At 41.4% G+C, this 14859-nt stretch carries 14 protein-coding genes; 8 read left to right on the top strand and 6 right to left on the bottom strand.

Going from position 1 to position 14859, the window contains the following annotated elements; translation table 11 throughout:
• Window positions 1–6 precede the first annotated feature (6 nt).
• Together L4C35_RS14790 and L4C35_RS14785 are read right to left on the bottom strand one after the other, a co-directional pair.
• Window positions 7–999 carry a D-alanine--D-alanine ligase gene (locus L4C35_RS14790; RefSeq protein WP_428463608.1) on the bottom strand — a complete coding sequence of 331 codons (993 nt, stop codon included), beginning with the start codon at window positions 997–999 and terminating at the stop codon, window positions 7–9.
• Window positions 1000–1321: 322 nt separating this feature from the next.
• Window positions 1322–1834, bottom strand: coding sequence for an SPOR domain-containing protein (locus L4C35_RS14785; RefSeq protein WP_428463607.1), 513 nt, complete (start codon window positions 1832–1834; stop codon window positions 1322–1324).
• Window positions 1835–2003: 169 nt separating this feature from the next.
• Here L4C35_RS14785 and L4C35_RS14780 point away from each other — a divergent pair, with 169 nt between their 5' ends.
• Window positions 2004–2513: a DUF2301 domain-containing membrane protein gene (locus L4C35_RS14780; RefSeq protein ID WP_428463606.1), complete on the top strand. Its 510-nt coding sequence runs from the start codon at window positions 2004–2006 to the stop codon at window positions 2511–2513.
• Between the two features lie 170 nt (window positions 2514–2683).
• Window positions 2684–5416 (top strand): bifunctional acetate--CoA ligase family protein/GNAT family N-acetyltransferase, encoded by a 2733-nt coding sequence (locus L4C35_RS14775; RefSeq protein WP_428463605.1) that lies wholly within the window; start codon window positions 2684–2686, stop codon window positions 5414–5416.
• Between the two features lie 62 nt (window positions 5417–5478).
• On the opposite strand, the gene L4C35_RS14770 is transcribed toward L4C35_RS14775, so the two are convergent.
• Window positions 5479–6369, bottom strand: coding sequence for a LysR family transcriptional regulator (locus tag L4C35_RS14770; protein WP_428463604.1), 891 nt, complete (start codon window positions 6367–6369; stop codon window positions 5479–5481).
• Window positions 6370–6812: 443 nt separating this feature from the next.
• Here L4C35_RS14770 and L4C35_RS14765 point away from each other — a divergent pair, with 443 nt between their 5' ends.
• From L4C35_RS14765 to L4C35_RS14745, 5 genes are all read left to right on the top strand, one after another.
• A complete protein-coding gene (locus L4C35_RS14765) occupies window positions 6813–7142 on the top strand; it encodes a hypothetical protein (RefSeq protein WP_428463603.1) in 330 nt (109 codons plus the stop codon).
• Window positions 7143–7487: 345 nt separating this feature from the next.
• Window positions 7488–10850 (top strand): intermembrane phospholipid transport YdbH family protein, encoded by a 3363-nt coding sequence (locus L4C35_RS14760; protein ID WP_428463602.1) that lies wholly within the window; start codon window positions 7488–7490, stop codon window positions 10848–10850.
• A gap of 47 nt (window positions 10851–10897) precedes the next feature.
• The gene (locus L4C35_RS14755; protein ID WP_428463601.1) at window positions 10898–11116 is read left to right on the top strand and encodes a YnbE family lipoprotein; all 219 of its coding nucleotides are present in this window, start codon (window positions 10898–10900) and stop codon (window positions 11114–11116) included.
• 18 nt (window positions 11117–11134) lie between these two features.
• On the top strand, window positions 11135–11458 hold the full coding sequence (locus tag L4C35_RS14750; protein WP_428463600.1) for a YdbL family probable chaperone protein: 324 nt from the start codon (window positions 11135–11137) through the stop codon (window positions 11456–11458).
• A gap of 162 nt (window positions 11459–11620) precedes the next feature.
• Window positions 11621–11953, top strand: a complete 333-nt coding sequence (locus L4C35_RS14745) for a PBPRA1643 family SWIM/SEC-C metal-binding motif protein (RefSeq protein ID WP_428463599.1) — start codon at window positions 11621–11623, stop codon at window positions 11951–11953.
• 171 nt (window positions 11954–12124) lie between these two features.
• Here L4C35_RS14745 and L4C35_RS14740 read toward each other — a convergent pair whose 3' ends face one another.
• Window positions 12125–12379 (bottom strand): hypothetical protein, encoded by a 255-nt coding sequence (locus L4C35_RS14740; protein ID WP_428463598.1) that lies wholly within the window; start codon window positions 12377–12379, stop codon window positions 12125–12127.
• Window positions 12380–12736: 357 nt separating this feature from the next.
• On the opposite strand from L4C35_RS14740, the gene L4C35_RS14735 reads away from it, so the two are divergent.
• Complete coding sequence (locus tag L4C35_RS14735) at window positions 12737–13090, top strand: hypothetical protein (protein ID WP_428463597.1); 354 nt, start codon at window positions 12737–12739, stop codon at window positions 13088–13090.
• Between the two features lie 150 nt (window positions 13091–13240).
• On the opposite strand, the gene L4C35_RS14730 is transcribed toward L4C35_RS14735, so the two are convergent.
• Window positions 13241–13969, bottom strand: a complete 729-nt coding sequence (locus L4C35_RS14730) for a class I SAM-dependent methyltransferase (RefSeq protein ID WP_428463596.1) — start codon at window positions 13967–13969, stop codon at window positions 13241–13243.
• 122 nt (window positions 13970–14091) lie between these two features.
• A complete protein-coding gene (locus L4C35_RS14725; protein WP_428463595.1) occupies window positions 14092–14685 on the bottom strand; it encodes a GNAT family N-acetyltransferase in 594 nt (197 codons plus the stop codon).
• Between the last annotated feature and the right edge of the window lie 174 nt (window positions 14686–14859).

Here is a 14859-nt window from a genome sequence, read left to right as displayed (position 1 = left end):
CTTTGTTTATTTCACGGCACGTTTTACCGCTTGCTCAAGGAAGCCGATAAAGGTTTTACCACTGTGCTCTAACATTTTAGGGAACATTGAAATCGGAGTCATACCAGGGAATGTGTTGATTTCATTCAGTAAAATTTCACCTTCATCACTTAAGAAAAAGTCGATACGAGATAAATCTTTTAGCTTCATTTGTACGAATGCTTTACGTGCATAGGTACGAATGTCTTCGATTTGTTGTTCAGTTAAGTTATCAGCTTCCACGGTTGTTTTCGAGTGACTGCCTGCACCGTATTTTTCATCGTACGAGTAAAAGCCATCTTCAGGTGCTGCAACTTCACCAGGTTTAGTGATGATCAGTTCACCTTCATATTCAAACGCGGCAATTTCTAGCTCACGCGGTTTGATGGTTTTTTCAATCAGCACTTGGTCTGAAAACGTAAAGGCATTGTTTACTGCATCGGTTAACTCAGCCTCATTAGTGACACTGTAACAGCCAACCGATGAGCCCTGACAAGCCGCTTTAACAAACACTTTGCCCCACTTATCTAGCGCAACTTTCGCATTGTCGTGTGCTTCTGCATTGTTCTCACTTAGAAATAAGTATGGTGTATTCGGAATGTCTAGCGCATCAAACCATAGCTTAGTAGTGATTTTGTTGAAGCAATTTGTGCTAGCTTCAGCACCACAACCTAGGTATGGCAATTTAGCCATATCTAGAAATGACTGAAGATCACCGGTTTCACCAGGGAAGCCATGTACACAAGGTACAACATAATCAATTGATTGCTTGTTATCACCACACTGCAAGGTACGATCTAAGTTGAGTTGACATGAAGTGCCATCTTCTAAAAACCAACCGTCACTTTTCATTTCTACACGTGAGTAGTTAATTCCATCTATCTGCTTCAGCGTTTGCTCAATGTAGTTAGCAGAAATAATTGATACTTCGTGTTCAGCAGAACCACCGCCGCACAGTAGTAAAACGTGGATAGCTTTCATTATCATCCCTTGTGGTACTTCAGTTGGTAACTCAGTGTTCACCAAAATTAATCATCATCTGGTTTGGCGTAAGAATACAACGTAGAGAGACGCCAACCCTATTTATCATCCAATAGTAATCAAAAACATCAGCTGATGGCAGCATCTCGATCGGGTTACATGTAAAAACCACACTAAATGATTAACCTTTGTCGCTATTTGCTTAAAAAAGCTTCATTTAAGCGGGTGATCACTTATACATCGTCTATTCTCTTTAGCGCTATAAAGCAAAAAGAGAGCACGATGCTCTCTTTTACAATGCGATATTGTTAAATGAAACTGTTTAGTTTAGCTTCGTTAACTTAGGATTCGATGACGCTTTAATGTCGTCGATCTTACGAATAAATGGTCCGTAATTTTTAATATCTTTTGGTAATGCATTCAATGCACGCTTCGCTTGCTCGCGCGTTTCATATTGGCCAAATAGCAAGGTGTACCAAGGTAAGCCATCGAGCACTTTCTTATTTGTCCAAACAGGTTGATTAGACGGAAGCTTATTCATGTAAGTCGTAAAGCCTTGGTTATGGCTCAACGCTAAAACTTGAATGGTGTAACCATCTTTTGCCGCTTCTACATATTGATATGTCGGCTTAGTTTCCGTTTTAGGTTCTACTTGTGTCTCGTGACTAACTTCCGTTGTTGCGACGCTTTGCGCTGTCTCTTCAGTTTGCATTGCTGCAATTTGTTCTGCTGAATACACTTCTTGAGAAGTTGAACTTACAATCTCTAATGACTCTGTATTTGACGCACACCCGACAAGTGCCGTTGCTACGGCTAAAACGGCGATTTTTTTCATTGTTATCCTACCACTGAAAATTTCTGCAATTATTCTGACCCTACTTCTCATACCGATCAAGCAAAACGTTATGCAAGATCAATAACTATCTGCCCTCTGTCACATGAATTAGTAGTAGAATTCCCTCGTTATATTCATTTTTCTCAATAACATTTCTTTGGAGTGCTAAATGGCAGATCCACATATCAAAAGTCAATTAGACATTATCGATATTATTACCGTACTTCTTTATCGTTCTGCATTAACTGTGGCAGCAGCGACGCTTTCAATCATCGCTTGGGAAGCACAAACGGCTACAACTGTGCTTGTCGCTGCAGCGTTAATTGCCTCATCTACCGTACATATTTACGACAAACGTTTTCGTTGGTTAATTCAAGGTAGCGGCATGTTTGCCGTTGTTTGGTTGCTGACTGGGTTATGGCAACCACTCGCACTTGGGGCTGCGCTTTTTGCATTCAGTGCATTGGCAGTAAAAGAATATTTCTGTTTTCAACTAAAAGTATTACTGGCGACACCTTTAGTTTTAGCTGGCTTCTGGTTTTGTTTAGTCTTCGACCAGCAACAAATTAGCATCTTATTCAGTATGGCTGGTGCCATTTTATTAGCGGTTGCGGCTGTTGCAAAATGGCGTATGCCACTGCATTTCGATATCGGTGATAAAAGCCGTTACCAAGTATAACGCGCCATCTCGCTTACTGTACTAGCAAGGATGCTTGTACTGTTTATTCAGCTGATCATTGGCTGTTAAAGTTACCAATACCGCGTTTGATCACACCCCATCACTAACAGCCAGAAACTCACTGCTATATCCGCTAGAATCAGTAAGATAAGATGATGGTGGAGAGAAAGATGAACGGACTCGATAAGTTACTTAAACCTAAATCCATTGCTGTAATTGGCGCATCTGATAGCCCTCAACGAGCGGGCAATGTTGTAATTCGTAACTTATTATCGGGTTGCTTTCATGGCCCTATAATGCCTGTCACGCCAAAATATGATGCAGTTGCAGGTGTATTAGCCTACCCGACTATCCAAAGTCTACCTCGAACACCCGACCTCGCGATAATCTGCACAAACGCCCACCGTAACGTGGCCATTATTGAAGAACTCGGAAAGAAAGGCGTTAAGGTGGCGATTGTATTAGCCGCAGGAATGAACAACATAACGCCCTCTGCCACACTAAATCAAAATACCAACAATAAAGACGTCATCGAATCTGAACAATCGCGTATGTTTGCAATGGCACAGCGTTACGGTATGCGGGTTGTCGGGCCAAATAGCATGGGGATTATATTACCTTGGCTAAACCTTAACGCCTCATTTTCTCCTATTCCAGCAAACAAAGGAAATATCGCTTTTATCTCTCAGTCGGCTGCTGTCTGTACCACCATATTAGACTGGGCGAAAAACAAAAAAATTGGCTTCTCTACATTTTTATCGCTCGGTGATGCTTGTGATATTAACTTTGCAGAGCTGCTTGATACCTTATGTCGTGATAGTAAAACTGAAGCGATTTTACTGTATGTCGATTCAGTGAAAGATGCGCGACGATTCATGTCTGCAGCCCGAGCAGCAGCCCGAAACCGCCGTATACTGGTGGTCAAAAGTGGTCGGACGCAAGCAGGCAGCATAGCGGCACAAATTCATACTGGTGGCGATGCAGGACTTGATGCGATTTATGACGCTGCCATTCGTCGTTCTGGTATGCTCCGTGTCCACAACACCCATGAATTGTTTGCCGCTGTCGAAACGCTGGCACATTCCGTACCGCTGCGCGGTGAACGCTTAGCCATACTTACCAATGGTGGCGGCCCTGCGATTATGGCGGTTGATGCCTTATCTGACCGTGGTGGTAAACTTGCGACACTCAGCGAAGATACAATCAAACAGCTTTCTGATATTTTACCTTCTTACTGGTCACACTCTAACCCCATCGATATTATTGGTGATGCCGATATTACACGCTATGAAAAAGCGGTAAGAATTCTGCTTGATTCCGATGATTTCGACGCTCTGCTTTTAATGCACTCTCCGTCTGCCATTGCTGATGGAAACGAAGCCGCCAACCGCCTTGTTCACTTACTTCAATCACACCCACGTACCCGAAAATTCAATATTTTGACTAACTGGGCGGGTGAGAACGAAGCCATTAGTGCACGACAAATTTTTGCCGATGCGGGTTATCCCGCCTACCGTACACCAGAAAGCGCAGTCTCTGCATTCATGCATTTAGTGGAATACCGACGTAACCAAAAACAACTGATCGAAACCCCTGTCTCTTTTGGCGAGACAAACGCCAGCCCTAAGCTGGTAAATGCTATGCTAAAAGATCTACTTTCACAAAACATACACCACTTAGAAACCCATGATGTAAGGCCATTATTAGAGAGCTACGGCTTTAATACGCTACCAACTTGGATAGCAAGCGACTCCGCCGAAGCGGCGCATATTGCAGAACAAATTGGCTACCCCGTCGCCGTTAAATTACGTTCGCCTGATATTCGACATAAATCTGAAGTACATGGCGTAATGCTTCACTTACGCACCGCCGCTGAAGTGGCTAATGGTGCGCAAGCCATTTTAGATCGCGTTGCGCTTAACTACCCAAGTGCCCAAATTGATGGTTTATTAGTTCAACAAATGGCGAATCGTTCTGGCGCTCAAGAGCTGCGTATTGCTGTTCATCATGATGCTATTTTTGGCCCTGTCATCTTATTGGGTGAGGATGCCGCGCAATGGGATATTCATAAAGATGCTGCGGTAGCCCTGCCACCATTGAATATGGCACTTGCACGTTACATGGTGATCAACGCCATTAAGACTGGAAAAATTCGTCAGCGTCGACTGCCAGAGCGGTTAGACATTCCAGCTCTGTGCAAGATATTGGTACAAATATCGCAGCTGATTATTGATTGTCCGGAAATTGCCGCCCTTGATATTCATCCATTATTAGCAGCAGGCGATGAAATGACAGTGATCGATGCGTCGATGACAATCAAGCCCTTTACAGGCGATAAACAAGCGCGATTGGCTATTCGCCCTTATCCGAAAGAACATGAACAAACCGTCGAGCTCAAAGATGCTCGTTCAATATTACTGCGTCCAATTTTGCCAGAAGATGAACCAAAGCACGCATCGTTTATATCCAAGGTATCAGTGGATGATTTATATCGACGTTTCTTTTCTGATGTTGGTGAATTTAATCATGAAGCACTGGCCAATTTCACTCAAATTGATTACGACCGAGAAATGGCCTTTGTCGCTACAATCATTGAAAAAAATAGCGACGGTAATGATGAAGAAGTGATCATAGGTGTGACACGCGCGTTATCCGATCCCAATAACGAAGAAGCCGAATTTGCCATTCTAGTACGCTCAGATTTAAAAGGCGTTGGCTTAGGGCGTATCTTAATGGAGAAAATAATCGACTACTGCCACAAACGTGGCTTACAACGTATGACAGGAATGACCATGCCATCTAACCGTGGAATGATCATGCTGGCACAAAAAGTCGGCTTTCATGTCGATATTCAAATGGAAGATGGCGTGGTTGAAATGCAGTTGACACTAAATAATGAGTAAAACTGCTTTCTAATTAGGGTAATGGTGATAGCGCTTCTCACGCCAGTGTGAGAAGTGCGTAGTTAGGGCGCGGCTTTCCATTGCTGTTTTAATTGCTGTACACACCAGGTTTTTGCTTTACCCATAGTATTACGGTTCCACGCTAACACAATATCAAGTACATGGGCGGTTTCCTGGTTGATACGTACCAATTCACCACATGCGATTGCCGGTTCAGCATAATGCGATGACAGCGTACCAATACCCACCCCTGCTTTTAATGCCACCAGCTTATCGTGCATTGTACTTACAGTGAGTAACGGCTGATCATCCAAGATATTGTGAGATATAGGCGGCATATTGCGAGCAGTATCTGCGACTGCTATGACACGATATTGAAGGCGTACTGATGGGTCTAGCGGATCATCATGTTGCAGGATAGGATGGTCAGGGTGTGCAACCCAATACCCTGTTAGCTTACCTAGCGGTTCAATTTTCACTTCAGGAGGCGTAACCGCAGGTGCTGGCGCGACAATTAAGTCCGCTCTATCTTGCGCTAAAGTTTCCCAACAGCCAGCCAATATTTCTTCTTTAAAGCGCAATCGTGTTTTGCTTTGTTTGGCTAACCCCTCAACCAAAGGCAACATATCTACAAAAGAAATAACACCATCATAAGCAATGGTAATGTCTAATTCCCAGCCATGGGCTAACGCACTGGCATCTGAAACCATTTCATCAGCAGCCTGTAAAAGTAGTCGGCCTCGCTCTAATAATAACTTCCCCGCTTTTGTAAAAGCAGCGCGGTGGCCAGAACGGTCAAAGATAACAAGGTCTAAATCTTGCTCCAATTTTTGGACTTGATAGCTTAAAGAAGAAGGCGCTCGACCCAATTCGTCAGAGGCAGCAGCAAAACTTCCACGCCGATCTATGGCATCTAACACCAATAAAGCCTCAAATGATAACAACTTATTCACTGCAACTCCCTGTTTAGCAAAGCAACACCTTTAATCAAATATCATACCTTTCTTCCCATCATTTCCCTATAGATGCACATTTTAAGACACCCAGCAAAACTGACTAATTAGTCATTAATAATTGTATTTCCCCGAGATATTTTTAACCAACATGAGAAATTAAGCAAAAAACCGAATAAAAAACAATTGCCGTATTTGCAAAGCCTTATAATGCAACCGAGTGATTAACGCATGATTTCGCTTTCTTTTGGCAAACTGATATCCCACAAAAACCGATTAAATATTCAAAATAAAAGAATATTCAATTACTTGATCTATGTTAAGTTTTGTATGATGAATCTAATATAGAGTAATTACATCAATCACATGGATGAATTGACAAGTGAAGTGCCTTGAAAATTATAAGGTGCTTTTAATCATAGGTACTCACAATAAGGATATTCATGGAACATTTAACGAATGATCTTACTCAAGTTCTCGAACAGTGTAAGCAAACTATCGATCTTCAAGATAAGTCACATTCGAATCCCTATCTGATACCGAACCCTGAACTCGCCGAATACTCAAAATTACAGTATTCACAACTCGAGTGTGCAAAGCATCATGTTGATGCGATAGAGCAGCTTTTAACTAATGCATTAAGTGCCCTAGACCAACATGACACACTACATGCCGAAGAAGTTATCCAAACAGCCCTTCAACATGTTAATGCTCAAACAACCAAATCAGCCCCAATGGATATGATTCTTTGTGAACCTGTTCTTGCAGGTTAACGCTTGAGCAAATAGATAAACTTGCACTACTGACACTATTTTTACGGCTTTGCCGATTTTTCGAATTCTAATAATAAGAAACACTATCTACAACATGGAATCTCTCACCACTCGCGCTTGTCCTGTCTAATGCTTGTGGTGAGAATTTTTTTGCCAATGCTCCCAACTCTCTCCCACACAAGCACCCGTATTTCTACATTCGCCATGTAATTACAAGGCTTCTTTACTCACCTTTATCTGTTAATTATCCTCTGAAATCTCACCATCAATACACCTTTATAATTATGCTGTTAGTGCAGAATAGCTATATGCTTTAAGAAGTGTTTTAGCATAAAGAGCATACGTGTGAACGAGGATGTAAAACCTATCGCCGATCCACCACTAAAGCCTATCAAGCGATTTCGCTTTATACGTAAGCTGCTATTTGTTTTGTGCTGTGCCATTTTGATCCTTGCCGTAGGGATCCCAATGTGGCTTGCCAGTAAAGGGATCGTCATCAATGCCATTTCTGGCATTAGCTTATACCCGCAGATCAATATCGATCATGTATCAATTGATATCAGCGGCACTAAGATCAACGCACACCAATTACGCATTGATAAATATTTTGATGATCAGAGTGCGATCTCTTCAGCTTCATGGCGCATTTCAGCAACAACAACGGAAGTATTCTTACCTAGCGAGCTACAAGCCTATTTGAAGCAGATTGGTTACGATTTCCCGTACTTCTTACTCCGTAATACTGCACTTAACTTTACCGATCTTTCTAATCCCTACGTATTCAGTGCAAGCTCAGATTCACTCAGCGTGCAAATAAACCTCCCTTTGGCACAGCCTCGCATTCAACACCAAGAACTGAATGACATACACTTAGTGATAGCCACTAAGCCTTATGTGGCGATTTCAGGTATTGTAGAAAGCGGACAACTTAATCTGTTTATTCCTGCCATTTTGAATAAGCTCGCGACAGAAAATAAAAAGCAGAAAAACAACATAAATAAACCCAGTCATAGCATGACTCGTTCAACACCCGTTCCCACTCATCTACATCAAGAACAAGGACAAGGACAAGGACAAGCGCAACAAAACACGCTGATTTACCCAACTCAGCTTTCTAAAGGAAACTTTTCGATATCTTGGCAGGATAGCGCTACGCCGCTTTCTATCAGCATTAATAAGTTGATCCCACAATGGGATATGTTGCCGCCAGAAGTGCCACAGCAGCTCACTGAGCTACATTTCGAGATGGATATCCAACAACCCGCGCAATCTATCAAGCTACAAGCAGAGAACATTCATCTCGGTCACCCTAAAGTCTTGCCTAATTTCATTCGACGCAGTGATCCAGACCATCAAGGCCTGCATCTGGGTGAAACCATCGCAAGCCTTGCAACGCTTCCACTCAATGTGCTGAAAGTAAACCACCTAACTTATGGCGAACTCATTGTTGATGCCAAAGTCGTACTCAAAACACCACAGGAACGAGAAAAGCGCGAAGACAGGCAAGCACGATTTAGAATTGAAGGCAAAGTGCTTGGGCCAGACCCCTATGATTTGAAAGTATTGCTCAAACACAAGAATGATAAAGCAGCGAACTTTAGCGGACTAATTAAAGGTCCAAAAGGCAACACGCTTGATTGTAAGGCTGAAATAGAATTTATCGATCCTTTACCGCAACAGCTGGTTTGCCAAGCCAACTTTAAAAACACCAAGGATATAATGAGTCGTTTTGCGCTGACTCATCTCCCCAGCGCAGAGCTAAATGCCCCAATCACTGTCACTGCATCAAGAGTGGCGAACACCAAATATAATCAAGTTGTTGATAGGCGGCTAATCGATGCTTATTACAAACTGGCCATCCAGCTACCTTCCACACTGGATGTGCAGCTCAACCAATTTGCGTTACCTGGCAAGCACCTTAGCAATCAAGCTTCATCAACCAAGGTTGAAACCATTACACTAAACACAGATGGTGAGCTCAATCTTAAAGCGCATTACCGCAATCAAGCGTTAAAAATCAGCCTAGAAGATGACACAGAAAAGATTGAGTTTTCTACACAATGGAAGGACAAAATATCTTTATTAATTGATGACTTAACTTGCCAGAGACCCGAGTTACAATGTCACTTAAGTGGATTTATTAATGCAAATATTGCCCAAGTATTTCCAATCAAAGATATCAAGCTAGCAAGCATTGTTGCACAGAGCGACTACCAATTTTCATGGTCTACGCAGGCTTTCGGTTTAATTCTGAGCAAGCTCGCTCTCAATGTCGATAATATTACGCTTGATGAGAGCCTGCTTGGCAACCATCTCAATTTGCTAAATGCTCAGCAAACTGCATTGCAAATTGATAGTCTGACCATAAGTAAAACAGATGAAATGGCTCATATTCGGCTATTGCTACCCGAGAGCTCGCGTGCCACCGTTAACACTAACCTCTATGGCGAACAAACCATTCAAGATCAAGACGGTCAGCCTGTTCACCAAGCTCATCAAGTCAAGCGGGCTTTATTGCCCGTTCAAAAATACGAAGCAAAAACAGAGTTAGTTTTACACAGGACCGATCTATCCTTGGGTCAGCCCTATACGATCTCTACCCACTACGACTTAGCGACTCACTTAAAGCAAAACAACCAACGTTTTCCTAAGTTTTCAACGAAAGGGCAACTCGCTTTAACCCCTGATAATTGGCGCTTTAACGGCGAGTTGGATAATTGGAAAAAAGCGACGCTCGTGAAATACACCCTTTCACATCGGCCTTATCGTGATCGTACCACTATAAGATTACACCGTAACGAAATAATATTTAACAGCAAGAAAACATTGAAGAAATACTACTTCCCCCAATTTCCTCTCGACTACGATTTTACCCAAGGCAGTATTAGCTACGATGCTCAATTTACGTTACAAGGTAACGAGTTACATGGCCGAATGGGGCTATTTAGCCACCAGCTTAATGGTGAAGTGCATGGCTTTAGATTTGGTAACCTTAATACGTCCATCACCACTGACATCACTCCGACGGGTATCAAGTCTCGTCACCCTATCAGTATCCATGCTGGGCTATTTCATGCTGGTGCATTATTTGAAGATATTGTCGCTAGCATTGAATTTGATACCCACCAGCAGCGTTACCACCTACAACGCGCTCATGCAGACGTGCTAGGCGGTAAGATCAGCCTGCACAATGCGACCAGTACAAGTTTGGTTAATGTCCCGCCTCAAGACATTCGAGTTCATGGTCTCGATCTTGCAGCACTTATTCAATTACTGGAACAAGAAGACATAGCGCTAACAGGTATTGTTGATGGTGTGATCCCACTTTCAATTGAAGATGGCGCACCTTCTATTAAGTCAGGTCACTTACACTCTCGCTACCCTGGTGGGATCTTGCGGTATTTAGAAGGATCGACTATCGATCAGAATGTCGAGGCTGCGGGTGAAAATAGCGTACTGGTCGTTGGTAAGATTCTCAAAAATTATAACTACCACTCACTGGCGATTGATCTAGACTATTCTAAAGATGGACAATTAAATGCAAGTTCACGATTTAAGGGCTTTAATCCTGATTTTCAAAATGGACGCCCAGTACATTTAAATCTGAACGTGCAAGATGACATTCCAGCATTGATCAAAACTATAAACGCGATTAACTCGTCGCAACTGGAAAGTCTTTTTTTAAAGCAGCTTGGTTTGAATGAGTAGATCTCTTTGATTAATTTATGCGCACGTATAGTTAAAGGTCGTAACCAATGGATATCATACAGCTTAAATTTTCATTCTCGCTCACACTCCTCGCCGTACTCTTTATCGGTACCACGCTTGGAATGATGGGATGCACACCAACCGTACAGGTTGCAGCATCAGACAAACCGATAGAAGTTAACCTGAATGTCAAAATTGAACATGAGATTAGGATCAAAGTCGACAAGGAAATAGATGACTTATTCAGCGATGACGATGTATTCTAATTCGGCAGGGAGAATGCCATGAAAAAATACCTAATCTTTCTATTCGCCTTTTTGATATCCGCTCAGGCCTTTGCGCTCGAGTTACAGGATGCCAAAGATCAAGGTCTCGTAGGTGAAACCAATAGCGGTTTTGTTGCGCCTATTACCTCATCCCCTTCTTCTGAAGTCAAAAAACTTGTTGCGACCGTTAACCAGCAACGTAAAGCCAGTTACAAACGTATCTCTATCTCACATGGCCTTAGCCCCTCTGAAGTGGGTCGACTCGCCTATAAAAAAGCAGTAGATAAAACACGTCCAGGCCACTACTACCAAAACAGCGCGGGTAAATGGGTAAAAAAGTAATCGCCAGTTAATCTCGATCTGCTACCCATTTGTTCTTTCACTGCTATCTGCTTTTCTTCACCTAATAATGACTTAAATAAACCAATATTGCTAAAAGGGTTTTATAGAACGTCGATTTTGCTGTATAAACCCTGCTTCTTTACTTTGTTACAGGTGACTGCAATGTCTAAATTCTTCTATAAAGGCCGTATCGAGAAAAAGCCTAAACACGAAAGCTACGGATTCAATACAAAGCGTAGTGCTAAATTAGGTACCGAGGAGCAGCCGCTTTCTTTGATCGTAAACAGCGATGAGAAAAAAGAAGAAATCATGGCGATTTTGGCTGATAACGCGCTTGTAGCAAACATTGAAGTATCAGCAGATAAAGAAGAAAATCTGGTTGAACTAAATGGCCTATTGAACAAGCCAACAACGACTACGTTTGAAAAAACGCCTAACCGTAACGATCCATGTTCTTGTGGTAGCGGCAAAAAATACAAGAAGTGTTGTGCATAGCACGAGACTTAGAACGAGCCAATTTACCGAGATAAAGCGTTCATCGTTCATCAAGAAAGCTGCACTATCAATGTGCAGCTTTTTTTATGTCTGGGATCTATGTACAGTATTGTATCTTTATCAAGCAGAGCTGTTAGCGCGAGTGTAACGCATCATCTTGGTTGTTTTACACTATGCTATTCCCGCTCTCAATTCATAAATCTTTCTTAACGAAACAATCTCATAAAAAAATGCAATATATACGCATGGGAAGATTGCACACATGACTAAAACATAACTCACCTTATATCTAAAAGGCATAAATCCTTTTTCTTGACCTTCGAATACTGTAACCCCAGTAAGAATAAAAAATACAACCACATATAAGGTAGCTAAGATGCCAATATAGGCATAAGTAATCAGCGTATCATTAATTAGTTCTAACATATTAACTCCTTGAAATATTCTAAACTAATATACTAAATTTACTTATTAACTGGACGTGACATTGCATATTCTTCGAGGTAGTTGGAAATTTATTGCAACTTGATGAAATGTAAACATAAATAAAGGAGCCTGCAGTCAAGAACACCTAAAACCTTAGTCTTAATAAGCACAGAAAATTCTTTTTATGAATGAAGTTAGTCTGTTAAGTGTAAAAATATAACCTGCTCGCAAAATAAAACTAAAACCATATCATTTGAATAAAACTTCAAAGTGTAATGGTATGATCATTGTAGATATCAAATATGACTCAACTTAAATAACTAAGTTATTTAATACAATTTAAAAAAAGAGGAAAAAATGAAACCAGCCCTACACTATAACTGCCCAATATGTACTGGTGATAGTGAAGTAAAACTGAAAGAAATGAATAAATTAAGTAAAAACAATCAATTATCTTGCTCCATCTGCGGTGCAGATTTACAACTAAATACTGAAGGAATAAAAACCCTTAATTGCAGAGTGAATGATTTTAAAGCATTAGCGCCATATCACCTACTTGTTAACGGTATCATTTTTTTATCTATGCTATTGCATTTCATTGGTTCGATTTCGACTTCGGAATTGATCATAGGGGTTGTTATTGGTATCGGCATACTCATAAAAGTACAATCAACTCAATTTGATGATGCTCTTTTAACGTTTCAGGAATAGTTTTGATACTAGCTGACTAGCCAATTCTTTAAACATCAGAGCAAAGCGTTGTAGTTCGTAGCACATTATTTATATAAACGATCTACAACAATTTGCTCAGACATAACCTTTTTAAATCGCTCGTTTTACACTGATAACTTAATCTCGTGATTAATCTAATGTCTCTGTAAACTTCTGGCACTTAACAAAAATGAAATTCGGATTTTTCGAAAGATGCTCATAGGTTTTTTCATCTATTACTTTGGCTTTTTCATCAACCTTGCCTTCCGTCATCTCAGTCACAGCTAAACCATTCGATGTTATCGCTGTCATCATTTCTGTTAGAGAACGGCGATAGAAAGTTACCTCAACAGGCTCGCCTACAGTATTCCATGTTTCAGTGATGCGTTCGCGGTCAAAATAATTACCCGATAAACTGCATTCAAAATCAGCAAATGGATGATGCGTTGAAAACACCATATAACCGCCGACTTTTAATACACGATGGATCTCTTCAAATACAAACGACAGATCTTCAATATAATGCAGTACCAACGGGCAAATAATGACATCAAAACTGTTAGCAGCTTCATTCGGTAGCCCCTTAGTAAGATCATGGGCATACGCTGTGATACGGCTGCCAAATGTTGAACTTAACTTATTCGTCACCAAGTTGATCATATCTTGCGAGTAATCGATACACGTCACTGTTGATGCACCTTGTTTGAACAAGTATTCGGTATATATGCCAGTACCGCAGCCTAAATCAAGAATATTACAGTCTGTTAGTTCGCCCAGCATAGCTTGCAGCGATGGGCGCTCTAAATGCGCGTTATAGATATTATTTTGAACAGCAGCATCGTACTTTTCAGCATGCTTTGAATACAGATCAGATTTCATACATAGCCTAAGATAGAATCAAATAAATGGTTGAGCTCAGCAGATAGAGGCAAAAAGCTTACTTTGTATTTTGCAGCTAAATGAACAAGGCAAATTAGCAATGCAAGACAGAATGAGTATTATCACCTGTTATTATTGAACCTATGCTGATAGAAAGTCACTGATTGCTCAGATAAATCAAGTGAATGATTTTCTTGAGTCATAAAGCCAAGTCGCTCTAACACGTGGGCTGAGGCTGGATTGTCTTTTTCAACCCCACCAATCAGCCCTAAAATCGCAGGCTGTGTTTCACACCAAGCCATAAAACCTTGTAAGCACTCTTTGGCAAAGCCCTTTCCCCATTCGGCTTCATCGAATAAATAACCGATGTGCGCCATGCTGGCTGATTCGCAATGATCCGCCGATGCTTGGTGCAAAAAAATGAAACCAATTACCCGAGAACGAACAGCTTGCGCTTGTTCAGTGACTGATACAACAAATAGCCGACTGTCAGCCACCATTTTTTCAAACCACTGTTGCGCTAATGGCTCAGTGTTAATACCTGAAAAATACGGTGGAAGTGATTTAACCACCTCAGGTGAGAGGATGCGGGTAATTTGATGAAGAAAGTCATCGTGATTGGCGACATAAGATGAAAGGTTATCTTCACAACACTCGTCGACACGTAGCCGCGAAGTAACAAATACAGGTATATGGCCTTCTTTATGATGCGTCATCTTTTACTCCTTAATCACACGCTATTAGCAGCATATATCAAGAAGGTAGAAGTTAGAATAAGAAGTGGGGATATTGCCCCTCAGGTTGATGAGGGGCAGAATGTACTAATGCAGTCGCGATACTAACAGCAAGACCTAAGACTCAGAGCAGATCCCTGGTTCAGCGCTAGCGAC

The organism is Photobacterium kagoshimensis (genome assembly GCF_050337045.1).
GTDB classification, from domain to species: Bacteria; Pseudomonadota; Gammaproteobacteria; order Enterobacterales; family Vibrionaceae; genus Photobacterium; species Photobacterium kagoshimensis.
This window is presented reverse-complemented; position numbering and strand designations above follow the sequence as displayed.